The organism is Luteimonas abyssi (assembly GCF_001482195.1).
Taxonomy (GTDB): domain Bacteria; phylum Pseudomonadota; class Gammaproteobacteria; order Xanthomonadales; family Xanthomonadaceae; genus Luteimonas; species Luteimonas abyssi.
In genome coordinates this window covers 3,635,790-3,658,577 of sequence record NZ_KQ759763.1, presented here as the reverse complement: position 1 = coordinate 3,658,577, position 22,788 = coordinate 3,635,790, and the positions used below count along the sequence as shown (strand labels likewise).

The window sequence follows — 22,788 nt, the reverse complement described above, 5'->3', positions numbered from 1 at the left end:
CACCCGCCCCGCGGGCACCCTCTCCCGCAAGCGGGAGAGGGGTCGGGGGGCGGCGGGCGGGGCGGTGCGCGGGCTTGCGGGCGCGCTCTTCCACTGGGGGGAGCGGGGTAAGGACGCGGGGCGCGGGTTCATGCCGTCGTCTCCGCGGGGGTGCCGGCGAACAGGGCGTCGAGGGCGTGGATCAGTTCGGGGGCGAAGCGGTGCGCGTAGACGCCGGGCGCGTCGGGACGGGTGGCGTCGAGGCCGCGGCAGAACAGGTATCGGATGCCGCCGAAGTCGCGGGCGTAGTCGTAGCCACGGCGATCGGCGGCGCCAGCCGCGTTGTCGGCGGCGGTACCGACGGCGGTGTCGGGCGCGGCGGTGCCCTCCGCATCGCCCAGGCGGAAGCGCAGCCAGCGGTGCAGGGCCAAGGTGTAGATGAGCGCCTGCAGGTCGTATTCGCTGTGGGCCATGGCGCGTTGCAGGCTGTCGGCGTCGTAGGCGGGCAGGCGGTTGGATTTGTAGTCGAGCACGTACCAGCGCCCGTCGTGGGCGTAGGTGAGGTCGATCAGGCCGGTCATCAGGCCTTCCAGGGTGCGGCGCAGGCCGAAGCCGTGGCGGTCGCGCACCAGCCCGTGCGCGTGCAGCAGGGCCAGCAGCGCGTCGACGGCGGTGGGCTGCAGGGCGAACTGGAACTCGATCTCGGCCCGGCGCGCATCGGCCGGCACGTCGCACAGGCGCACGCCTTCGGGCAGCGCGGTGGTCAGGGTCTGGCCGATGAGGTCGGTGAGGACGTGGAGGCCGTCGTCGAGGTCGTCGGCCGCGTAGCCGCCGCCGCGCAGGGCGGTGTCGATGACGACGCGTTCGTCGGCCGGTGCGGGGTCGCCCGGTTGCCAGTCGTGCCAGGCGGCGAAGTCGCCTTCTTCCAGCGCTTCGTGCAGTACCACGCCGAAGCGGGTGCCGGCGAAGCGCGGGTCGAACGGTGCGTCCGGCTGCGCAGGGTCGGACGCGGTGGCGGGCCCGGGGGCGTCGGCGGGCTCGTCGTGGCCGCCGGCCGCGGCGACGGTGGCGCGGGTGGAGGCGTCGTGGCCGCCGCTGTCGGCATTGGCGAGCTGGGTGAAGCTGTAGACCCACCAGTCCGGCGCGAGGGTGCGGGTGACGGCGCGCGCGGTGGGCACGGTGCCTTCGTCCGCCGGCGGCAGCCACGGCGGCGTGGCCGGCGACGTGGCGTCGTGGACGATGCCGGGGGTGTCGGGCAGGCCGTCGAGCATGGCGGCCAGCGGCGTCTGGGCGGCGTTGTAGAACGCGCCGGTCGCGATCCACAGCGCGTGCTCGGCGCGGGTCAGGCCGACGTACAGCAGGCGCGCATCCTCGGCGCGCTGGGCGTCGATCCAGGCGCTGCGGGCCGCGTTCCAGCCGGAGATGTCGGGCTGCAGTTTCCAGTGCAGCGCGCGGTGTCCGTCGGCATCGGCCACCACGCAGGCGCGCCCGGGGTCGGGCGCCTTGCCGCCGATGCCCACGAACGGCAGGAACACCAGCGGGTATTCCAGGCCCTTGCTCTTGTGCAGGGTGACGATCTGCACGCGGCGCGCATCGGACTCCAGCCGCAGCAGCTGGGTCTCGTCGTCGGGATCGGCCTGGGCGATCTGCTGGCCCAGCCAGTCCACCAGCCCGTGCAGGCCCAGCGCGCGCGCATCGGCCTGCTGCAACAACTCGCCCAGTTGCAGGTAGTTGGTGAGCCGGCGCTCGCCGTCGAGCAGGCCGAGCAGGCGCGCGCCGTTGTCGGCGCACAGGTCCGAGACCAGCGCCAGCGGACCGCCGCGCTGCCAGCGCTCGCGCCAGGCGAGCGCCTTGTGCTGCCAGTCGCGATGGGCGGCGCCATCGTCGTCGAGCGCGGCGATGCCGGCGGCATCCAGGCCCAGCAGCACGGTGGCGAGCGCGGCGCGCAGGCGGGCGTCGTCGGCGGTGTGCAGCAGGGCCAGCAGCAGGGTGAGCAGTTCGTGCGCCTCGGGCGTGGCGAACAGGCTCTGCTTGCCGGCCGCGACCGCGGGGATGCCCACCGCGGCGAGTGCCTGCTGGATGCGCGTGGCCTCGCCGTGCTTGCGCACCAGCACGGCGATGTCGCCCGGCTGCACCGGCTTGCCGTCGATCGATGCGGTGCCGGCACGCGCGTCGCTCAGCACCGCATGGATGGCGGCGACGCAGGCGGCGGTGGCGAGTTCGCGCGCGCGTTGCGCGCCGTGCGGCTTGCGCTTGCCGCCGTCGTCGGCCGGCGGGTCGGGCGCGTGCCACAGGGTGAGCGCGGGCGCGTCGGCGCCGTGGCGCCGGTAATCCGCGTCGGTGCGCTGGGTGCCCGGCTGCACGGGGATGAAGCGGATGCGTTCGTCGAGAAACGCGCGCGTGCCGGCCTGCGTGTACAGCGCGTCGATCGCGGCGAGGACCGCCGGGCGCGAACGGAAGTTGCGGTCCAGCGCCGGTGCCGGACGGGCGTGCGCCGCGGCCTGCAGGTAGGTCTGCACGTCGCCGCCGCGGAAGCCGTAGATGGCCTGCTTGGGATCGCCGATGAGGGCGAGGAACGGCGCAGGCGTGTCGCTGTCGTCGGCCTGCCCGAGCGCGTCGGCGGCCGGAGCGTCCGCGATGGCCGGCGGCGCAGCCTCGGTGCCGGCGGCGTCCCGGGCAGGTACGGCGGCACCGGCACCGGCACCGAAGACGGTGCGGAAGATCGCCCACTGGCGCGTATCGGTGTCCTGGAACTCGTCCACCAGGGCGGCGGCGTATTGCGCACGCAGGCGTGCGACCAGCGCGGCCGCATGCGGCCCCGCCAGCGCATCGGCGACGCCGTCGATGAGGTCGTCGTAGGTCTGCACGCGCAGCTGTTGCTTGCGCTGCGCCAGGCGCGTGCGTGCGGCGTCGCGCAGGCGGTGCAGCAGGCGTACGCGGGCGCGTTCCTGGGCGGCGGCGACATCGGCCACTGCGGCCAGGTAGGGCGGAATCGATGCGCACACCGGCGATGCGGGCGTGCGGCCGATGTGCGCCTTGTTGGTCTTCGCTTCCAGCGCGGTGGCCGCGAGCATCGGCAGTTTCGGGTGCACCGGCGCGGACCAGTCGCCGACGGCGCACCAGTGCGCCATGTCCTGCCACAGCGCATGGATCCACGCGGTCTTGTAGCTCTGGCCGTTGAGGATCTTCGCGTCGACGGCATCGACGAGGGCGGCGCGGAAGCCGTCGCCGTGCGCGGCGAAGGCCTCGGCCAACGCCTGCCCTGCCCGGCGCAGCGCGGCGTCGGCGGCACGGGTCTCACCCGCGTCCTCATCGGTGGCGGCGGGGCGCGGCGGCAGCAGCCGCGGCTGGCGGACCAGTTCGGCGAGATCGCGCGCCAGCGCCTCCGGCCCCCCCGGCCACAGCGACATCAGCAGCGGGGCGTCGTGCGCATCGGCGGCGGTGGCGCGCCACAGATCGGCGGCCAGTTCCTCGCGCAGCGGGCGGTCGTTGGGCAGCAGCTCGGGCGGCGCGAAGGTCTGCCCGCTTTCGAGCGCGTGTTCGCGCAGGACGCGCGCGCAGAACCCGTGGATGGTGAAGATGGCGGCGAGGTCGATCTCGTCGGCGGCATCGCGCAGGCGCCGCTGCAACTGCGCGGGGGTCTCGTCGCCGTCGGCCAGATGCGCGGCGATGACCGCGCGGCTCAGGCGTGCGTCGGGCGGCGCGTCGTCGGGGGCGATGGCGACGGCCTCCCCGGCCCCGGCGCCATGCCGGGCGGGCACGTCGACCAGGCGCGCGGCCAGCGCGAGCCGCTCGCGAATGCGCTTGCGCAGTTCCTGGGTGGCCGCCTCGGTGAAGGTGACCGCGAGGATCTGGCCGATGCGCAGGCGCTGTTCGATCACCAGCCGGGTGACCAGGGTGGCGAGGGTGAACGTCTTGCCGGTGCCGGCGCTGGCCTCGATGAGATGCGTGCCGGTCAAGGGGAGCGCGAGGAAGGGGTCGGTCGCCGACATCACGCGCCTCCGCCTGCGGACCGGCGCGGGCTATCCGTCCGCACGCGCGCGGGTGACGCATCCGGAGCACGCATGGCCAGGTGCCGCATGGCGAGGTGCGTCACGCGTCGGCCTCCGCGTCCTCGGCAACGGCGAACGCGCGGCCGTCGTCGAACCCGGCATGCACCTCGCCGCGCTCGACCGCGGCGAAGACGCCGAAGCTGATGTCGGCGAACTGCCGGAACAGCACGGGATCGGCGAAGGGGTCGCGTCCGCGCAAGGCGAGACGGTAGGCGTGGCCGGTGCCCTCGCCCCAGGATCGCTCGCTGCCGCGCCAGCGCGTGGCCGCCGCGGCCTGGCCTGTGTCGGCATCGGCGGCGTCGAAGTACTCCCAGCCGCTGTAGGGGCCGAACGGCAGCGGCGCCTGCAGGCCGGCCGCGCGCAGGGCGAGCAGGTGCTGCAGGGCGGCGCGCGCCTGCGCGGGGGCGATGGGCGCGCGCACGAACGGGCCGACGCCGGCATCCCGGGTCTCGTGGAACCGCACCAGCGGCAGATCGAGGCCGGCGGCATTGGCGAGCAGCCAGTCGAGGCCGTGGCGGATGGCCGCCGGTCCGTTCAGACCGCCGAGCCGTACGTGCGCCAGGCCCTGCGGGTACACGGTGTCGAGACGGCCGTGCAGGTGCACGCCGTCGAGCTCGACCACCACCCGCACCCTGTCGGGCCCGCCGTCGCCGCGCCAGCGCGCGAACGCCTCCGCGTACGGGCGCAGCGACGCCAGCAGGGCCTCGAGCTGCCCCTGCCCGAGCGCACCGGACGGCAGCAGCGCGCGTGCGCGCAGGTCGGCGTAGAGGTGCGAGGTCTCGCCGGCGAGCAGGGCATCGAAGACGTGCTGTTGCAGCTGCGCGCGCGCCAGGCCACGGCCGGGCGTGAGCAGCGGCTCGACGTCGTGGCCGATCTCGGCGGCGTCGGCCAGGCGGACGCCCAGGCGCTGGCGCAGGAATTGTTCCGCCGGAGCGGCGAAGAAGCGCCGCAGGGCGTCCAGCGCGAGACCGTCGTCGCGGTCGTCGTCGTCGGGCACGTAAGTCGGCAGCGGCGCATCGAACCACGGCGCCAGCGGCGCGCGCGTGCCGCCGATGCGGCCCGCGGCCGGCTGCCACTGCGCGCGGTAGCTGAAACGCCGCGGATCGTCGTCGGCCCCGAACGCGCCCGGCGCGAACGGCTGCAGGGCGTGGCGCACGGTGAGCGCGTTCGCGGCGGCGGCGGGGTCGGCGTGCAGTTCGGCGGCGGCGGCGATCAGTTCGCTCACCAGCACCGACGGCTCGCGCACGCTGCCGTCGCGCGCATCGGCGCCGAGATAGCTGAGGTAGAACACATCCTGCGCCGAGGCGAACAGCTGCAGGAACAGGAAGCGGTCGTCCTCGCGGGTGGAGCGATCGCCGATGCGGCGCTGGTCGGTGCCGAGCTCGGCGGTGAGCCGGTTGAGCCCGGCCGCGGGATCGCGACGCGGGAAATCGCCGTCGTTCATGCCGAGCAGGCAGATCACCCGGAACGGCAGCAGGCGCATCGGCACCATGCGGCCGACGCTGATGCCGCCGGTGAGCAACGGCGCGCGGGTGTCGGCCTCGGCCAGCTGGGCGGCGAAGTGCGCGCGCACGACTTCGGCCGGCACCGGCCCGTCGAAGCCGGCGCGCGTGGCGTGGCGGGCGAAGTCGTCGACGAGCGTGCGCAGGCGGTCGAGCGCGCGTTGGGTGGCGGGCGACGAGGGCGTTTCGGGCAACAGCGCATCGAGCAGGCCGAGCAGGCGCTCGCGCCAGGTGTCGGGCGGCAGCGCGTCGCCGAGGCTGCGCTGGCTGCGCGCCAGCACGCGCAGCAGGCGGATCAGCGCATCCAGCGCATCCAGCGCGCCGCCTTCCAGCGCGGCGTACGGGGCGACGCCGTCGATGCTGGCCTCGCTGCCGCTGGCATGGCCCAGCAGCAGGCGGTCGAGCGCGAACGCCCAGGTGTAGGCGTCGTCGTGCGGGGCGCCGTGCCGGGCGCGGTGCGCGGCGTCCACGCCCCAGCGCGCGCCGGCCGCCTGCAGCCAGCCGTGCAGGCGTTCGAAGGCGGCGGCGTCCAGCCCGGCGGCCTCCGCCAGCGGCGGGCTGGCGAGCAGGTCGAGGGTTTCGTTGAGGCCGAACCGCGAGACCGGCAGGCCGAGCAGGCGCACGAACACGTCGGCCAGCGGTTCGCCGGCCAGCGGGCTGGTGTCGGCCAGGGCGTAGGGCATGCGCGCCCCCGGCGCGTCGGCGCTGCCGCCGAACACCGCGTCGAGGTACGGGATGTACGGATCGATGTCCGGCGCGAGCACGGCGATCTCGCGCGGCTGCAACGGCGGGTCGAAACGCGGATCCTCGAGCAGGCCGCGCAGCTGGTCGTGCAGCACCTGCAGCTCGCGCAGGCGCGTGTGGCAGGCGTGGATCTGCAGGCTCGGGTCGGTCCGGTCCAGCGCCGCCAGCGGCGCGGGCACGGCCGGCGGCGCGCGCCGGAACAGGTCGCTCTGCAGGCGCCGCAGCAAGGTGTCGCCGAGGCCGCCATCGGCGCGTGCGCGCTGGCCGGATTCCAGCGGATCGGCATAGACCTCGATCTCGGCGGCGGGGTGGACGACCTCGTAACTGCCCAGCATCGCCATGAAGTCGCGCCCGGCCGCGCCCCAGGCCTGCAGCAGGCGGTTCTCGTCGGGCAGGCCGGCGGTGGCGAGATCGTCGCCGGTGCGCGCGCCCTGCCCGGTCATGGGCCGCCCGTCATCCGCCGGCATCGTGTCGGCGTCACGCTCGCTGCGCGCGCGGCGTCGCGCGAAGGTCTGCAGATCGCCCCAGTAACCCTGCGCCGGCGTGGGCAGATAGAAGTGCAGCGTGCCCACCCGCGCCTGGGTGGCGAGCACGCGCAACACGTCGGGCGAGACATTGAGCGTGGCGAAGGCGAACAGCCGCCGCGGCAGGCCCTGCGGCAGCGCGGCGCGCTCGAAGCGGTCGAGATAGGCCTGGATGCGACGCGCGCGGTACGCGCGGCCGGTGGCGACGTGCCGCCACAGCACGGCCTGCGGATCGTCGCGGTCGGCGCCGGCCTCCCAGCGCAGCAGCCAGTCGCGACGCCAGGCCTGGTACTTCTCGTAGACCGCGGCGAGCTCGCCGGCCAGCGCCCAGGGCTTGAGTGGGTCGGCGGCGGCGGGGCCGGCGCCTGCGCGGCGCGGCGCGGCGACCGACGCATCGACGGCATCGGCAGGATCGGCGGCGGAAACGATGGCGTCGGCGCGCCCCGCCATCGGCGTCCCGGACACGACAGCCGCACCGGCGAGATACGTGCGGATCGCGCGCAGGGCCGGATCGGCGAGCACGTCCGGATCGGTCAGCGCGGCGTACACGCGCCAGCGCAGGCTGTCGGCATCCAGCTCGTCGTCGGGCCGCGCGACGCCGCCGACCGGATTGGCCTGCAGCGCGCGGGCGACGAACTCGCCGGGGGTGAGGAATTCCAGGTTCGCGGCCACCCCGTGCGCGGCGGCCAGCGTGGCCTGCAGCCAGCGGCGCATCGCCACCTGCGGGATCAGCACCACCTCGGGCGTCAGGAGCGATTGCCCGGGCACCGGCTGGCGCAGCTCGTGCGCGAGCAGGCCCGCCAACAGGTCCAGCGCGTTGGACGGATAGATGCGGAAGTCGTGCGCGGCCGGCATCGCGCCATGATGCCGGAGCGCGGTCGCAGCCGGCGATACCGGGTACCGCGGCAACACCGCGACACCTGCGCGTGCGGGGGTGACGCGGCGAACCGCCACATCGGGCACGTCCGCGCGTGCGACACGCCGGGGTGCGGTCGCGGATAATGACGTCCATGTCCCCCACCGCTCCCGCCTGGCGCGGCCGTCTGGTCGCGCTGTTCGGCATCCTGTTGTCGGCGTTCAACCTGCGTACCGCGGTGACCGCGCTGACGCCCGTGCTCGACCGCGTGAGCGAGGACCTCGGCTTCGGCGCCACGGTGATCGGCCTGTTCGGCATGCTGCCGACGCTGGCGTTCGCGGTGACCGGCGTGCTCACCCCGCGCATCGCGCACCGGCTCGGCCTCGAGCGCACTGTGTTGCTGGCGATGGGACTGACCGCGGTCGGCTCGCTGCTGCGCGGCGTCTCCGGCGACACCGCGGCGCTGCTGGCGGCCTCGACCGCCGCGCTGGCCGGCATGGGCGTGGGCAACGTGGTGCTGCCGCCGCTGGTGAAGCGCTATTTCCCCGACCGCATCGGGCCGCTGAGCATGGCCTACATCTCGGTGCTGCAGGTGGGCACGTTCCTGCCGGCGTTCGTGGCGGTGCCGCTGTCGGCGCGGATCGGCTGGCCGGCGTCGCTGGCCAGCTGGGCGATCCCGGCGGTGGCGGCGGCGGTGCCCTGGATGGTCGTGCTGATGCGCGCACCGCCGCAGGTGCACCCGCTGGCGGTGGATGCGGCCAGGCTGTCGGACGGGGTCGGGCACGGCGTGCACCACGCGCGACGGCCGCTGTGGCGGTTGCCGCTGGCCTGGGGCATGGCGTTGATGTTCGGCATGACCTCGCTGGCGACGTATACGGTGTTCACCTGGCTGCCGGCGATCCTGGTCGAGGCCGGCGGCGACCGTGCGCTGGGCGGCAACATGGTCGGGATGTTCTCGGTGCTGGGGCTGGCGTCGTCGTTGACGATGCCGCTGCTGGCGGTGCGCCTGCGGCGGCCGTTGTGGCTGGTGGCGATGTGCGCGGGCGTGCTGGTGCTGGCCTACCTCGGCCTGCTGCTGTCGCCGCTGCGCGGCACGATGCTGTGGGTGTTCCTGCTGGGCCTGGGACCGGCGACGTTTCCGCTGGCGCTGACCCTGATCAACCTGCGCACGCGCACCGCCGAGGGTGCGGCGGCGCTGTCGGGCTTCACCCAGGGCGTGGGCTACGCGCTGTCGTGCGCGGGACCGCTGGTGTTCGGCTGGCTGCACGAGGCCAGCCATGGCTGGGGCCTGTCGTTCGCGTTCCTGGGCCTGTGTCTGGTGGTGCTGCTGGCCGGCGGGGTGCTGGTGAACCGGCCGCGGCAACTCGAAGACGAATGGGATCCCCATTAAAACCGAATCCAACTCCCCCGCATCCCCCCTGATCCCGCTCGCCCCAGCGGAGCGACGCCTGCCTGGCACCTTCGCCCCTCTCCCGCTTGCGGGAGAGGGGTTGGGGTGAGGGCGGGGACGGAGACGGCGTTTCCGAAAGCACCCTCATCCGCCCCTGCGGGGCACCTTCTCCCGCACGCGGGAGAAGGGAATCCGGGGCGATCCGGGCGCGATGCCGATACACACCGGCCCACTGACGGCACAATTTCAGTACTGACGAGTACAGTTGATGGGTTAACATTCAGGCCCATCGCGCAAAGATGAACGGGTTTTTTGCCTCTTCAGGCTTTTCGCTTCCCGACGGACACGCATGACCGACGCCCCCACCCCCGCCGTGCGCCTGCAGGATGTCCGCCTCGATCGCGGACGCCGCACCATCCTGTCCGGCATCGACCTGGTCGTTCCGGCCGGCTCGGTGACCGCCGTGCTGGGCCCGTCGGGCTCGGGCAAGTCCACGCTGCTGTCCGCGCTGACCGGCGAGTTGCGTCCGTCCACGGGCCGGTTGGAGGTGTTCGGTCGTCCGCTGCCGGAGCGGCAGCGCGATCTGCTGGAGACCCGCAAGAGCATCGGCGTGCTGCTGCAGGGCAACGGGCTGCTGACCGACCTCACCTCGGCCGAGAACGTCGCCCTGCCCTTGCGCACCCATACCCGCCTGCCCAAGGCGGTGATCGCGCGGCTGGTCGAGATGAAGCTGCATGCGGTGGGCCTGCGTGCGGCCGGCGATCTCTATCCCCGCGAACTGTCGGGCGGCATGGCGCGTCGCGTCGCCCTGGCGCGCGCCCTGGCACTGGATCCGCCGCTGATGATCTACGACGAGCCGCTGACCGGGCTCGACCCGATCGCCTCGGGCGTGATCATGAGCCTGATCGCGCGGCTCAACGCCAGCCTCGGCCTGACCAGCATCATCGTGACCCACCACGTGCACGAGACCCTGCCGGTGGCCGACCGCGCGCTGGTGATCGCCGACGGCCGCATCGTCTTCAGCGGCACGCCGGCGGAACTGCAGCAGACGCAGGATCCGCTGGTGCGGCAGTTCCTCGACGGCCGCCCCGACGGCCCGATCGCGTTCGACGCCCAGCGTCGAGAGGTGGCGTGATGCCTTTCGCCGCCTCGATCCGTTCGATCGGCCGTGCCGGGATGTTCTCGCTGTCGGTGCTGCGCGCATCGAAGCCGACCGCCGATTTCTTCGCCGAACTGGTCCGCGAGATCTACAAGGTCGGCGCGCGCACGCTGCCGATCATCGCGGTGGGCGGCGCCTTCGTGGGCCTGTCGCTGACGCTGCTGGGGTATCGCGCGCTGGAAACCTACGGTGCCGCCGACCAGGTCAGCATCCTGATCGGCCTTGGCCTGTACCGCGAACTGGCGCCGGTGCTGACCGCGCTGCTGTTCGTCGGCCGCGCGGGGTCGTCGATCGCCGCGGAACTCGGCCTGATGCGCGCCACCGACCAGATCACCGCGCTCGGCCTTATGGCGATCGATCCGGTCGGCAAGGCCGTCGCCCCGCGTTTCTGGGCGGCGGTGCTGACGGTGCCGCTGCTGGTGGCGTTCTTCTGCACGTTCGCCATCGCGGCCAGTTATTTCCAGGCCGTGCACGTGCTGGGCATCGACAACGGCACCTTCTGGCAGGCGATGAAGGACGCGGTGGATTTCCGCACCGATTTCCTCACCGCGTTCCTGAAGTCGGCCGTGTTCGGCGGCACCTCGGCCCTGGTCGCGGCCTACGTCGGCTATCACGCCGAGCCCACCATTGAAGGCACCTCGGTGGCGACCACCCGCGCGGTGGTGAACGCCTCGCTGCTGGTGCTGATGTTCAATTTCGTCCTGTCGGCGTTCCTGTTCCGTTGAGGCGGGATCCCGACCATGACCTCCATTCCGCAAGGTAGAACCGCCATGAGAGCCGCCAACAACCCGCCGATGAGGAACCCCCGATGAGCAGCGCACGTGGTCCCCGCCTCGAATTCGCCGTCGGCGCGTTCCTGTTGCTGGCGCTGGGGTCGGTGCTGGTGCTGGCGATCGCCTCCACCAACAACCGCTTCGGCTTCTCCACCAACACCTACGAGATCACCGCCCGTTTCAGCAACATCGGCCAGCTGCGCGCGCAGGCGCCGGTGCGCGTGGGCGGGGTGAACATCGGTCGGGTGTCGAAGATCGACCTCGATCCGGTGCGCTTCGACTCGATCGCCACGCTGGCCATCGACCGCCGCTACTCCGAGCTGCCGAGCGACACCTCCGCCTCGATCCTGACCGGCGGCTTGCTGGGCGAGAGCTACGTCGACCTGCAGCCGGGCGGTGACCTGGAGAATCTGCAGCCGGGCGAAGAAGTCGCCTTCACCACACCCGCCGTCGATCTGATCCAGATGGTCGGCCGTTACATGTTCAGCGGTCCCCCCGGTGCCGGCGGCGACACGCCTGCCGCCGCGCCCGCCCAGGACGTCCCACCCCCGCCCGCCCCCAGCGAGGAGCCCCTGCCATGACCCGTTCCCTGATCGCCATCGCCATCGCCGCCGGCCTGTTCGCCGGCGTTCCCGCCCTCGCCCAGGCGCAGCAACAGCCGACCCGCGCCGCCGCCGGCCAGGCCCAGGGCGAGCCCAGCCGCCTGGTGCTGGAGAACACCCAGCGCATCCTCAACGCGCTGGAGACCCGCCGCGCCGAGTTCACCGCCAACCGCGGCACGCTCGACAGCTTCCTGCGCGACGAGTTCGACACGATCTTCGACCGCGACTACGCCGCCCGCCAGGTGCTGGGCCGTCACGGTCGTGGCGCCAGCGAGGCCGATATCCAGCTGTTCGCCCAGGCGCTCTCCGAGAGCCTGCTCAGCCGCTACGGCGGCTCGCTGCTCGACTTCAACGTGCGCCTGACCCCGCGCATCCGCTCCGAGAGCGAACTGCCGCGCGGTCTCGGCGTGCGCGTGGCCAGCGAGCTGGTGCGCCAGGGCGGCGATCCGGTGCCGGTCGACTACCTGATGCGTCAGTCCGGCGGCCAGTGGAAGGTGTTCGATGTGCAGGTGGAGGGCGTGAGCTTCGTGAGCACGTTCCGCCGCCAGTTCGACACCGAACTGCAGCAGAAGTCGATCCGCCAGGTGGCCAACGAACTGCGTAGCGGGCGGTTGCAGGCCGATGCCGACGTCGACTGACGCCAGCGTCCGCCGCGACGCCGACACGCTCGCGTTCGCCGGGCCGCTGCTGCGCGACGCCGTCGCGGGGCTGTGGTCCCCGGCGCTGCGCGCGCTCGACGGCGTCCGCCGCTTCGATTTGAGTGCGGTGCCCCGCATCGACAGCGCGGGGCTCGCCTTGCTGGTGGAACTCGCCGCCCGCGCCGGCGGCGGCATCACGGTCGCCGGCTCCCCCGCCGGACTGGCCGAGCTCGGCGCTGCGTACCGTATGCAGACGGATCTCGATTTCAGTCGCACCTGACGCGTTCCCCCGCGTGGTGCATCTCCAGGACGCCCTCCCCCATGCAGCCTGCCCGCCTCGTTCTCCCCGCCCTGTTGCTGACCACCCTCGCCGCGTGCGCGGGCGGCCAGCAGAACGCGCGCTCATCGGCCCCTGCGGACGCCTACGACGCCGTGCCCGCGCACGATGCCGGTCCGGTGGCCTCGGCTGCCGACGCATACGCGCCCCCGCCCGATGGCACCGCGAACGATGTCCCGCCGCTGGACGCGGACCTGGCGGCCGAAGCGCAGGCCGAGGGCGCGTACCGTCCGGATGCCGGCGGCGAGCCGGTGCTGGCGCCGACCCAGGAAGAGCTGGATTTCGCCGAGATCTACGGCGAGGCGCCGTACGATCCGAGCCGGCCCGAAGGCGCGCAGGGTGGGGTCGCCTACGATCCCTGGGAGCCGTTCAACCGCCGGATGCACAGCTTCAACAACGTGGTCGACCGCGCCATCGCCCGGCCGCTCGCACGCGGCTACGTGACCGTCGTGCCGCGTCCGGCGCGCCTGGGCGTGACCAACTTCTTCAGCAATCTCGGCCAGCCGGTCAGCGCGCTCAACGCGCTGCTGCAGGGCAAGCCGAAGGAGGCCGGGCAGGCGCTGGGCCGCTTCGTGTTGAATTTCACCCTGGGCATCGGCGGCATCTTCGATCCCGCCAGCGACGCCGGCATCCCGTTCCGCAGCGAGGACTTCGGGCAGACGCTCGGCGTCTGGGGCTGGGAGAACTCGCGCTATCTGGAGCTGCCCTTCTTCGGCCCGCGCACGGTACGCGACACCTTCGGCCTGGCCGGCGACGCCCCGCTGTCGCCGGTGCGGCAGATCGACGACGACGGCACCCGCTACGCATTGCAGGGCCTGCAGCTGGTGGACGTGCGCGCGCAGTTGTTCGTGGTCGACCGGATGCGCGAAGGCGCGGCCGACGAATACGCGTTGATCCGCGACGCCTGGATGCAACGTCGCCAGTACCAGATCTTCGGCGACCGCGAAGGCGACGAGAACCTGCCGGACTATCTGCTCGACGACGAGGCGATGCCGACCGTTCCCGCCGACGCGATCCCGATGATTCCCGGCTCGAACTGAGGCGGCAGGCGCGTTCGTCCGCGCCGTGCCGGGACGACGCGCGGGATCGGGTCAGCGGACGCGGCGTAGCGCGGGGCTCCAGTTGCGGCGAGTCGGCGCCCTACCCGGCCCTGGCCGGCTCGAGACCCGAACGCGCGCCAGGCGTCATGCCTCGCCGTCGCCCTCGGCGTCGTCACCGAGCAGTGCCTGCGCGTCCTCGCCCGGCAGCGACTCCACCGCACGCAGCTTGCGCTCGATCGCACGCGTGCGCACGCCGGTCTGCTTGATGCTGTTCTGCACCGTATCGAGCTGGCTGGCGGCGCGCTCGAGCACCGTGGCGAACTTGCCGAACTCGGTCTTCACCGCGCCCAGGACCTGCCAGACCTCGCTCGAGCGCTTCTCGATCGCCAGCGTGCGGAATCCCATCTGCAGGCTGTTGAGCAAGGCGGTGATCGTGGTCGGCCCCGCGAGCACCACGCGGTGCTCGCGCTGGAGCGCGTCGACCAGGCCCGGCCGGCGGATCGTCTCCGCGTAGAGGCCCTCGGTCGGCAGGAACATGACCGCGAAGTCGGTGGTGTGCGGCGGGGCCACGTACTTGTCGGAAATCGAGCGTGCCTGGATGCGGATGGCGCGCTCCAGTTGCCCGGCGCTGGTGCGCACCGCATCCGCGTCGCCGCGTTCCTGCGCATCGATCAGCCGCTCGTAGTCCTCCCGGGGGAACTTGGCGTCGACCGGGAGCCACACCGTCGCATCGTCGTCCCGGCGACCCGGCAGGCGCACGGCGAAGTCGACCGCCTCGGCGCTGTCGGGCTTCACCCGCACACTGCGGGCGTACTGCTCGACCGTGAGGGTCTGTTCGAGAATCGATTCGAGCTGCACCTCGCCCCAGCCACCGCGGTCCTTGACGTTGGTCAGGACGCGCTTGAGATCGCCCACGCCGGTGGCCAGCTGCTGCATTTCGCCGAGCCCGCGCTGGACCTGCTCGAGCCGCTCGGACACCAGCTTGAACGACGCGCCCAGACGCGCCTCCAGCGTGGACTGCAGTTTTTCGTCGACGGTGGCGCGCATCTGCTCGAGCCTGGCGGCGTTGTCGGCCTGCAGCCGTTGCAGCTGCTGGTCGAGCGTCGTACGCATCTCGACCAGGCGCTGTTCGCTGCGCTGGGTCACCTCGGTCAGGCGCTGGGCCAGTGCCTCGGCCGCGCGTTGCTGTGCGTCCCCGCCTTCCTGGCGGGCCTTGCGGGCATCCTCGGCGAACGTGGCACGCAACACCTCCAGTCGCTGGCCGAAGCCTTCGAGGCGCTGGTCGGTGCGCGCGGTGAGTTCGGTCATCCGTTCGCCGAGCTGGGCCCCGAAGCGCTGTTGCGCCTCGACCGCCTCGGCCCGTGCGCGCCGCGCATCCTCGCCGATCGCCTCGCGCATCGCCGCCAGGCGCTCGTCGATGCGCGCGGTCAGGGCGTCGATGCGTTGGCCGAACGCGTCCATGCGCTGTTCGAGATGCGCCGATTGCGCATCGAGCACGCCACGCAACTCCATCCTGCCCTCACGCTGTTCGGCGCGTAGCGCGTCCTCCAGCCGGGCGGCGAGCGCGTCGGCGCCGGCATCGGGCCGGCGCTGGAGCAGAACGAACAACAGGACGACCGCCGCCAGGACGGCGAGCAGCACGAGCGCGAGCAGCAGGGGAACGAGATCCATCCGCGCAGTTTAGCGGTGTGGGTCGCAACGGCTGCGATGCCGGTCCGCGGCGTGCGTCATCGCGAAGGCAACGCGCGGACGGCGCCCCAGGCGACGCGATCCGGGACGCCGCGCTTCCCGGTGCGCTTTCGCCCCCCCCTCTCGGCGCGGTGCCGCGACCGACGGCGCCCGGGCGTCGGCCGAGCGCTGACCGGCGACCGGATGGACGAAGGTTCCCTGCGCGAGCACGTCGACAGCGGCCGTGGCGTCCAACGTCATCGGGCGATATCGGTCGGAACGCGGGCTGGCGATCGGGTCGACAGCGCAGATCTTCGGCCGGGGTGGGCGCGGCGGCTCAGGTCGCCTGTCCGGGCACCGGCGCATCCTCGGCGATCACGCCTTCACGGCGCAGCTCGGCCCAGAAGTCCGGCGGGATCGCGACCTGCATGGAGCGGCTGTTGGCCACGGCCTGTTCGGCGGTGCGCGCGCCCGGGATGACCGCGGACACCACCTCGGGCGCGTCGGCGAATTGCAGCGCGGCGGTGCGCGGGTCCACCCCGTGCCGCTCCGCCACGGCATACAGCGCTGCGCGACGGGCAGGCGCCCACTCCGGGATGGAGCCGTCGTAGAGGTAGCGGTCTCGGCCCACCACGTAGCCCGCGGCCAGCGGCGAGCCGACCACCACCGAGACGTCGCGTGCGGCCAACTTCGGAAAGGTGTCGCGCAGGGCCTGCTGGTGATCGAGGATCGAGTACTGGCAGGCCAGCAGCATGATGTCGGGATCCCCCGCATCGAGCGCACGCAAGGCCGGCTCGGGATGGTTCACGCCCATCCCCCATGCGCGGATCAGGCCCTCGTCACGCATGCGCTCGAGTTCGGGAATCGCACCACGCGCGGCCTGGTCGAAGTACTCCGTCCAGCGCTCGCCCATTTCACGGTTGTTCGGCGCGAGATCGTGGATGAAGACGATATCGATCCGCGGAATGCCCATTCGCTGCAGGCTGTCTTCGATCGAACGGCGCGTGCCTTCGGCGCTGTAGTCGTAGCGATAATCGAACGAAGGCGGCCGCTTCCAGTTGACCTCCGGCGGCGCGTCGGCCGCGGTCAGCAGCCGGCCGACCTTGGTCGAGATCACGTACTCGTCGGGATCGTGCTCGTGCAGGACCGAGCCGAACCGCCGCTCGGACAGGCCCAGCCCGTACCACGGCGAGTTGTCGAAGTAGCGCACCCCGCTGTCCCACGCGGCGCCGATCATGTCGCGCACCTGCTGGTCCGGAATCGGCTCCCAGTTGTTCCCGGCGGGTCCGCCGCCGAGACCGAGCCGGGTCGACGGCCGGAACCGCGCGCCCGGGCGGTTGCGCGCCAGCGGGGTGTCCTGGACGGCGCCCCGGGTCGGCATCAGATCGCCCGGCGCCTGTTGCGCACGGGCCGGACGCCAGACGGAGGTGGCGAGTGCGGCGGTGCCCAGGGCAGCGGCGGTGAGGACATGGCGGCGCGTGGGCATCGCGAGGACTCCTGACTGAAGATGCTGCAGGATGCCAACGCATTGGCGCATGTTTCGTGACGATAGGTGACGTTCCGAGGTCCGGGCCTGCACCCAGCAATGGGGCGCCGGAGCGCCTCACGACCAAGGGTTTGCTGCGTGGGATGGCAATGGCCGTGGATCACGAGGCCCTGACCGACCACGTCGCTTCGGTGACCGACCCGACTGACGAGGCTCATCGGTAAACCGAAGCGGTTGGGCATGAGGGCTTCGGCAGGCGCGTCGCCGCGGCCGGGGCATGCTCCTCGGCTCGGTCAAACATCCATGTTTGACTCGCCGCCGCAGGCCATCCCTGGCCTGCTCTCCGCACACCCCGGCCGCAACCCCGCATCGGCCATTCACTAACGCGGCTTCGCTCTTGGCGGCGATCGAAGCATCGCTGCGAACGTTGAGGTGAGCCGTGTCCAGGTGGCCGGGTATCGCGTCGAGCGCGCCGTGGATGGCGCGCGCCCGAGTCAAGGCAGGATGCCTTGACCGAGGGAGGAGCGATGCCCGGCCGGCTGGGCGCGGCATCGCAATGAAGCGGCGCGACAAGGCGACGCCGCCGGCTCAGCCCATGAATCGAGCCAATCCGTCGAAAGCGGACGCGCAAAGAAAAACCCCCGCCGGAGTCCGGCGGGGGTTTTGGGTAAAGACCCTGGCGATGACCTACTCTCGCATGCTAGATGCACACTACCATCGGCGCGTACGCGTTTCACTTCCGAGTTCGGAATGGGATCGGGTGGTTCCACGCAGCTATTGTCACCAGGGAGAGGGTGGAGGGTCGCGGTTCGGTCTGGACGGAAGTCCGGAGACGGATCGCGCTCACGCTCTCATGGGGTTGGGTTTGTAGCGAGCATTTGAATCGAAGTTGTTCGACGTGTTGCGAGGCTTAGACGCTTCGCATTGGCGAAGCCACTTGAGGTTATATGGTCAAGCCGCACGGATCATTAGTACTGGTTAGCTCAACACATTGCTGTGCTTACACACCCAGCCTATCAACCACCTGGTCTTGATGGTTCCTTTAGGGGAGTCAAGCTCCCGGGAGATCTCATCTTGAGGCACGCTTCCCGCTTAGATGCTTTCAGCGGTTATCGTTTCCGAACGTAGCTACCCGGCAGTGCCACTGGCGTGACAACCGGAACACCAGAGGTTCGTCCACTCCGGTCCTCTCGTACTAGGAGCAGCCCCTCTCAAATCTCCAACGCCCATGGCAGATAGGGACCGAACTGTCTCACGACGTTCTGAACCCAGCTCGCGTACCACTTTAAATGGCGAACAGCCATACCCTTGGGACCGACTACAGCCCCAGGATGTGATGAGCCGACATCGAGGTGCCAAACACCGCCGTCGATATGAACTCTTGGGCGGTATCAGCCTGTTATCCCCGGAGTACCTTTTATCCGTTGAGCGATGGCCCTTCCATACAGAACCACCGGATCACTAAGACCTACTTTCGTACCTGCTTGATCCGTCGATCTTGCAGTCAAGCACGCTTATGCCTTTGCACACAGTGCGCGATGTCCGACCGCGCTGAGCGTACCTTCGTGCTCCTCCGTTACTCTTTGGGAGGAGACCGCCCCAGTCAAACTACCCACCATACACGGTCCCCGACCCGGATTACGGGCCTAGGTTAGAACGTCAAGCACGACAGGGTGGTATTTCAAGGATGGCTCCACCACAGCTAGCGCCATGGTTTCAAAGCCTCCCACCTATCCTACACAGACGAACTCAACGTTCAGTGTAAAGCTATAGTAAAGGTTCACGGGGTCTTTCCGTCTTGCCACGGGAACGCTGCATCTTCACAGCGATTTCAATTTCACTGAGTCTCGGGTGGAGACAGCGCCGCCATCGTTACGCCATTCGTGCAGGTCGGAACTTACCCGACAAGGAATTTCGCTACCTTAGGACCGTTATAGTTACGGCCGCCGTTTACCGGGGCTTCGATCAAGAGCTTCGCCTTGCGGCTGACCCCATCAATTAACCTTCCGGCACCGGGCAGGCGTCAGACCCTATACGTCCACTTTCGTGTTTGCAGAGTCCTGTGTTTTTGATAAACAGTCGCAGCGGCCTGGTCACTGCGGCCCCCGATCGCTCAGCTGCGCATGCAGCCACGATCAAGGGCGCACCTTCTCCCGAAGTTACGGTGCTATGTTGCCTAGTTCCTTCACCCGAGTTCTCTCAAGCGCCTTAGAATTCTCATCCTGCCCACCTGTGTCGGTTTACGGTACGGTCTGCGTAAGCTGAAGCTTAGGGGCTTTTCCTGGAAGCGTGGGATCAGTGACTTCGCTCCAAAGAGCTCGTCTCGGTGCTCGGTCTTAAAGGGACCCGGATTTGCCTAAGTCCCAAACCTACCGCCTTTCCCCGGGACAACCAACGCCCGGTACACCTACCCTTCTCCGTCCCCCCATCGCACTTACGCGAGGTGCTGGAATATTAACCAGCTTCCCATCGACTACGCATTTCTGCCTCGCCTTAGGGGCCGACTCACCCTGCGCCGATTAACGTTGCGCAAGGAAACCTTAGGCTTTCGGCGTGCGGGCTTTTCACCCGCATTGTCGTTACTCATGTCAGCATTCGCACTTCCGATACCTCCAGCAGACTTCTCAATCCACCTTCGCAGGCTTACGGAACGCTCCTCTACCGCGCATATTGCTATGCACCCCAAGCTTCGGTTCAGTGCTTTAGCCCCGTTAAATCTTCCGCGCAGACCGACTCGACCAGTGAGCTATTACGCTTTCTTTAAAGGGTGGCTGCTTCTAAGCCAACCTCCTGGCTGTCTGTGCCTTTCCACATCGTTTCCCACTTAGCACTGAATTGGGGACCTTAGCTGTGGGTCTGGGTTGTTTCCCTTTTCACGACGGACGTTAGCACCCGCCGTGTGTCTCCCATGCAGTCCGTCTCGGTATTCGGAGTTTGCCATGGTTTGGTAAGTCGCGATGACCCCCTAGCCATAACAGTGCTCTACCCCCGAGAGGATTCACATGAGGCGCTACCTAAATAGCTTTCGAGGAGAACCAGCTATCTCCGGGTTCGATTAGCTTTTCACTCCTAATCACACCTCATCCCCTACCTTTGCAACGGGAGTGGGTTCGGGCCTCCAGTTGATGTTACTCAACCTTCACCCTGGGCATGACTAGATCACCCGGTTTCGGGTCTATTGCCCGCGACTATGCGCCCTTATCAGACTCGGTTTCCCTTCGCCTCCCCTATACGGTTAAGCTTGCCACGAACAATAAGTCGCTGACCCATTATACAAAAGGTACGCAGTCACCCCGAAGGGCTCCTACTGCTTGTACGCACACGGTTTCAGGGTCTATTTCACTCCCCTCTCCGGGGTTCTTTTCGCCTTTCCCTCACGGTACTGGTTCACTATCGGTCGGTCAGGAGTATTTAGCCTTGGAGGATGGTCCCCCCATGTTCAGACAGGGTTTCTCGTGCCCCGCCCTACTCACTTTTCATCTGCGTGGCCCTTTCACATACTGGGCTATCACCGTCTATGGCCGGCCTTTCCAGACCGTTTTGCTAGAACCATGCAGACTTTTGGGCTGTTCCCCGTTCGCTCGTCACTACTCAGGGAATCTCGGTTGATTTCTTTTCCTACGGTTACTTAGATATTTCAGTTCACCGCGTTCGCCTCGTATGGCTATGTATTCACCATACGATACCTCTTGCGAGGTGGGTTCCCCCATTCGGACATTGCCGGATCAAAGCTTGTTGCCAGCTCCCCGACACTTTTCGCAGGCTACCACGTCCTTCATCGCCTCTGACCGCCAAGGCATCCACCGTGTGCGCTTATTCGCTTGACCATATAACCCCAAGTCGCCTCGGAGTTGCTGTGTCCAGGGGTACAAAGCCCGGACGCGAATATTGCAACGACTCAAATTAGGAATCTTGCGATTCCCGCCTTAGCCTCACGACACGTCGTAGACAACACTCATCTTCAACGCTCGCTACAATCCCAATTTTCAAAGAACCGGCACAGCTTCAGCGCTGCTGCCGTTCAAAATCTTGATGTGTACGCTTTCATCCAGAAATGGTGGGTCTGGGAGGACTCGAACCACCGACCTCACCCTTATCAGGGGTGCGCTCTAACCACCTGAGCTACAGACCCAATGTCGCTTGCCCTGGTGGAGCCAGTCGGGATCGAACCGACGACCCCCTGCTTGCAAAGCAGGTGCTCTCCCAGCTGAGCTATGGCCCCGTGTAAGGGACTGTCCCGTCGAAACGGAACTTCTGGATGCAGGTTACTTGTGCGGACGCCTGGAAGGCAAAAGCCATCCGGTTCTCTAAAGGAGGTGATCCAGCCGCACCTTCCGATACGGCTACCTTGTTACGACTTCACCCCAGTCATCGGCCACACCGTGGCAAGCGCCCTCCCGAAGGTTAGGCTACCTGCTTCTGGTGCAACAAACTCCCATGGTGTGACGGGCGGTGTGTACAAGGCCCGGGAACGTATTCACCGCAGCAATGCTGATCTGCGATTACTAGCGATTCCGACTTCACGGAGTCGAGTTGCAGACTCCGATCCGGACTGAGATGGGGTTTCTGGGATTGGCTTGCCCTCGCGGGTTTGCAGCCCTCTGTCCCCACCATTGTAGTACGTGTGTAGCCCTGGCCGTAAGGGCCATGATGACTTGACGTCATCCCCACCTTCCTCCGGTTTGTCACCGGCGGTCTCCTTAGAGTTCCCACCATTACGTGCTGGCAACTAAGGACAAGGGTTGCGCTCGTTGCGGGACTTAACCCAACATCTCACGACACGAGCTGACGACAGCCATGCAGCACCTGTGTCACGGTTCCCGAAGGCACCAATCCATCTCTGGAAAGTTCCGTGCATGTCAAGGCCAGGTAAGGTTCTTCGCGTTGCATCGAATTAAACCACATACTCCACCGCTTGTGCGGGCCCCCGTCAATTCCTTTGAGTTTCAGTCTTGCGACCGTACTCCCCAGGCGGCGAACTTAACGCGTTAGCTTCGATACTGAGTTCCAAAGTGAACCCAACATCCAGTTCGCATCGTTTAGGGCGTGGACTACCAGGGTATCTAATCCTGTTTGCTCCCCACGCTTTCGTGCCTCAGTGTCAGTGCTGGTCCAGGTAGTCGCCTTCGCCACGGATGTTCCTCCCGATCTCTACGCATTTCACTGCTACACCGGGAATTCCACTACCCTCTACCGCACTCTAGCCTGCCAGTATCCAATGCAATTCCCAGGTTGAGCCCAGGGCTTTCACATCAGACTTAACAAACCACCTACGCACGCTTTACGCCCAGTAATTCCGAGTAACGCTTGCACCCTTCGTATTACCGCGGCTGCTGGCACGAAGTTAGCCGGTGCTTATTCTTTGGGTACCGTCAGAACACTCGGGTATTAACCGAATGCTTTTCTTTCCCAACAAAAGGGCTTTACAACCCGAAGGCCTTCTTCACCCACGCGGCATGGCTGGATCAGGCTTGCGCCCATTGTCCAATATTCCCCACTGCTGCCTCCCGTAGGAGTCTGGACCGTGTCTCAGTTCCAGTGTGGCTGATCATCCTCTCAGACCAGCTACGGATCGTCGCCTTGGTGGGCCTTTACCCCGCCAACTAGCTAATCCGACATCGGCTCATCCAATCGCGCAAGGTCCGAAGATCCCCTGCTTTCACCCGTAGGTCGTATGCGGTATTAGCGTAAGTTTCCCTACGTTATCCCCCACGACAGGGTAGATTCCGATGTATTACTCACCCGTCCGCCACTCGCCACCAAGAGAGCAAGCTCTCTCGTGCTGCCGTTCGACTTGCATGTGTTAGGCCTGCCGCCAGCGTTCACTCTGAGCCAGGATCAAACTCTTCACTTAAGTCTTACTAAGGCCGAAGCCCTATATAGCTTGAGTGCAGTCGTCGTCCAGAACTCGTCATCAATCACTCGCATTTGCATGCTTGGAATCGACTTTGTGCTCTTTCGAACGTCTGCGTTTTGTGGATGGTCATCCACCCGCCAGACGTCCGCACAAGTCTCCTGCGTACACTGTCAAAGATCTT

General features: G+C 68.4%; 11 protein-coding genes, 2 tRNA genes and 3 rRNA genes. 7 read left to right on the top strand and 9 right to left on the bottom strand.

The window, feature by feature from the left end; genetic code table 11:
- Window positions 1-128: 128 nt before the first annotated feature.
- Together RG19_RS15725 and recC are read right to left on the bottom strand one after the other, a co-directional pair.
- Entirely contained in the window at window positions 129-3,971 is a 3,843-nt protein-coding gene (locus tag RG19_RS15725; protein WP_058836098.1) for a UvrD-helicase domain-containing protein, read from the bottom strand.
- A 100-nt stretch (window positions 3,972-4,071) separates the two neighbouring features.
- On the bottom strand, window positions 4,072-7,656 hold the full coding sequence (gene recC / locus RG19_RS15720) for an exodeoxyribonuclease V subunit gamma (RefSeq protein WP_058836097.1): 3,585 nt from the start codon (window positions 7,654-7,656) through the stop codon (window positions 4,072-4,074).
- Between the two features lie 146 nt (window positions 7,657-7,802).
- Here recC and RG19_RS15715 point away from each other — a divergent pair, with 146 nt between their 5' ends.
- The 7 genes from RG19_RS15715 to RG19_RS15685 all read left to right on the top strand — a co-directional run bounded on the left by RG19_RS15715 (window position 7,803) and on the right by RG19_RS15685 (window position 13,596).
- Complete coding sequence (locus tag RG19_RS15715) at window positions 7,803-9,047, top strand: MFS transporter (RefSeq protein WP_058836096.1); 1,245 nt, start codon at window positions 7,803-7,805, stop codon at window positions 9,045-9,047.
- A 349-nt stretch (window positions 9,048-9,396) separates the two neighbouring features.
- A complete protein-coding gene (locus RG19_RS15710; RefSeq protein WP_058836095.1) occupies window positions 9,397-10,182 on the top strand; it encodes an ABC transporter ATP-binding protein in 786 nt (261 codons plus the stop codon).
- Entirely contained in the window at window positions 10,182-10,931 is a 750-nt protein-coding gene (locus RG19_RS15705) for an MlaE family lipid ABC transporter permease subunit (protein ID WP_058836094.1), read from the top strand. The genes RG19_RS15710 and RG19_RS15705 overlap by 1 nt, the downstream gene beginning before the upstream one ends.
- 83 nt (window positions 10,932-11,014) lie before the next feature.
- Window positions 11,015-11,560: an outer membrane lipid asymmetry maintenance protein MlaD gene (gene mlaD, locus RG19_RS15700; RefSeq protein ID WP_058836093.1), complete on the top strand. Its 546-nt coding sequence runs from the start codon at window positions 11,015-11,017 to the stop codon at window positions 11,558-11,560.
- A complete protein-coding gene (locus RG19_RS15695; RefSeq protein WP_058836092.1) occupies window positions 11,557-12,219 on the top strand; it encodes an MlaC/ttg2D family ABC transporter substrate-binding protein in 663 nt (220 codons plus the stop codon). Before mlaD ends, RG19_RS15695 begins: the two co-directional genes overlap by 4 nt.
- Window positions 12,203-12,499 carry an STAS domain-containing protein gene (locus tag RG19_RS15690; protein ID WP_058836091.1) on the top strand — a complete coding sequence of 99 codons (297 nt, stop codon included), beginning with the start codon at window positions 12,203-12,205 and terminating at the stop codon, window positions 12,497-12,499. Before RG19_RS15695 ends, RG19_RS15690 begins: the two co-directional genes overlap by 17 nt.
- 41 nt (window positions 12,500-12,540) lie before the next feature.
- Window positions 12,541-13,596 (top strand): MlaA family lipoprotein, encoded by a 1,056-nt coding sequence (locus RG19_RS15685; RefSeq protein WP_058836090.1) that lies wholly within the window; start codon window positions 12,541-12,543, stop codon window positions 13,594-13,596.
- A 144-nt stretch (window positions 13,597-13,740) separates the two neighbouring features.
- Here RG19_RS15685 and RG19_RS15680 read toward each other — a convergent pair whose 3' ends face one another.
- From RG19_RS15680 to RG19_RS15650, 7 genes are all read right to left on the bottom strand, one after another.
- Entirely contained in the window at window positions 13,741-15,267 is a 1,527-nt protein-coding gene (locus RG19_RS15680) for a DNA recombination protein RmuC (RefSeq protein ID WP_058836089.1), read from the bottom strand.
- Between the two features lie 334 nt (window positions 15,268-15,601).
- Window positions 15,602-16,750, bottom strand: a complete 1,149-nt coding sequence (locus tag RG19_RS15675; RefSeq protein ID WP_058836088.1) for an aldo/keto reductase — start codon at window positions 16,748-16,750, stop codon at window positions 15,602-15,604.
- A 674-nt stretch (window positions 16,751-17,424) separates the two neighbouring features.
- Window positions 17,425-17,538, bottom strand: a 5S ribosomal RNA gene (gene rrf, locus RG19_RS15670).
- Between the two features lie 159 nt (window positions 17,539-17,697).
- Window positions 17,698-20,577, bottom strand: a 23S ribosomal RNA gene (locus RG19_RS15665).
- 228 nt (window positions 20,578-20,805) lie between these two features.
- Window positions 20,806-20,882, bottom strand: a tRNA-Ile gene (locus RG19_RS15660).
- 14 nt (window positions 20,883-20,896) lie between these two features.
- Window positions 20,897-20,972, bottom strand: a tRNA-Ala gene (locus RG19_RS15655).
- A gap of 87 nt (window positions 20,973-21,059) precedes the next feature.
- Window positions 21,060-22,604 (bottom strand): 16S ribosomal RNA (locus tag RG19_RS15650).
- The 16S, 23S and 5S rRNA genes sit together here with 2 tRNA genes alongside, the layout of an rRNA operon.
- Between the last annotated feature and the right edge of the window lie 184 nt (window positions 22,605-22,788).

Coding starts and splice junctions, on each gene's coding strand:
- RG19_RS15705 (WP_058836094.1), top strand. CDS start 10,182: ATGCCTTTCGCCGCCTCGATCCGTTCGATCGGCCGTGCCGGGATGTTC.
- RG19_RS15680 (WP_058836089.1), bottom strand. CDS start 15,267: ATGGATCTCGTTCCCCTGCTGCTCGCGCTCGTGCTGCTCGCCGTCCTG.
- RG19_RS15690 (WP_058836091.1), top strand. CDS start 12,203: ATGCCGACGTCGACTGACGCCAGCGTCCGCCGCGACGCCGACACGCTC.
- RG19_RS15695 (WP_058836092.1), top strand. CDS start 11,557: ATGACCCGTTCCCTGATCGCCATCGCCATCGCCGCCGGCCTGTTCGCC.
- RG19_RS15685 (WP_058836090.1), top strand. CDS start 12,541: ATGCAGCCTGCCCGCCTCGTTCTCCCCGCCCTGTTGCTGACCACCCTC.
- RG19_RS15725 (WP_058836098.1), bottom strand. CDS start 3,971: ATGTCGGCGACCGACCCCTTCCTCGCGCTCCCCTTGACCGGCACGCAT.
- RG19_RS15715 (WP_058836096.1), top strand. CDS start 7,803: ATGACGTCCATGTCCCCCACCGCTCCCGCCTGGCGCGGCCGTCTGGTC.
- RG19_RS15710 (WP_058836095.1), top strand. CDS start 9,397: ATGACCGACGCCCCCACCCCCGCCGTGCGCCTGCAGGATGTCCGCCTC.
- recC (WP_058836097.1), bottom strand. CDS start 7,656: ATGCCGGCCGCGCACGACTTCCGCATCTATCCGTCCAACGCGCTGGAC.
- RG19_RS15675 (WP_058836088.1), bottom strand. CDS start 16,750: ATGCCCACGCGCCGCCATGTCCTCACCGCCGCTGCCCTGGGCACCGCC.
- mlaD (WP_058836093.1), top strand. CDS start 11,015: ATGAGCAGCGCACGTGGTCCCCGCCTCGAATTCGCCGTCGGCGCGTTC.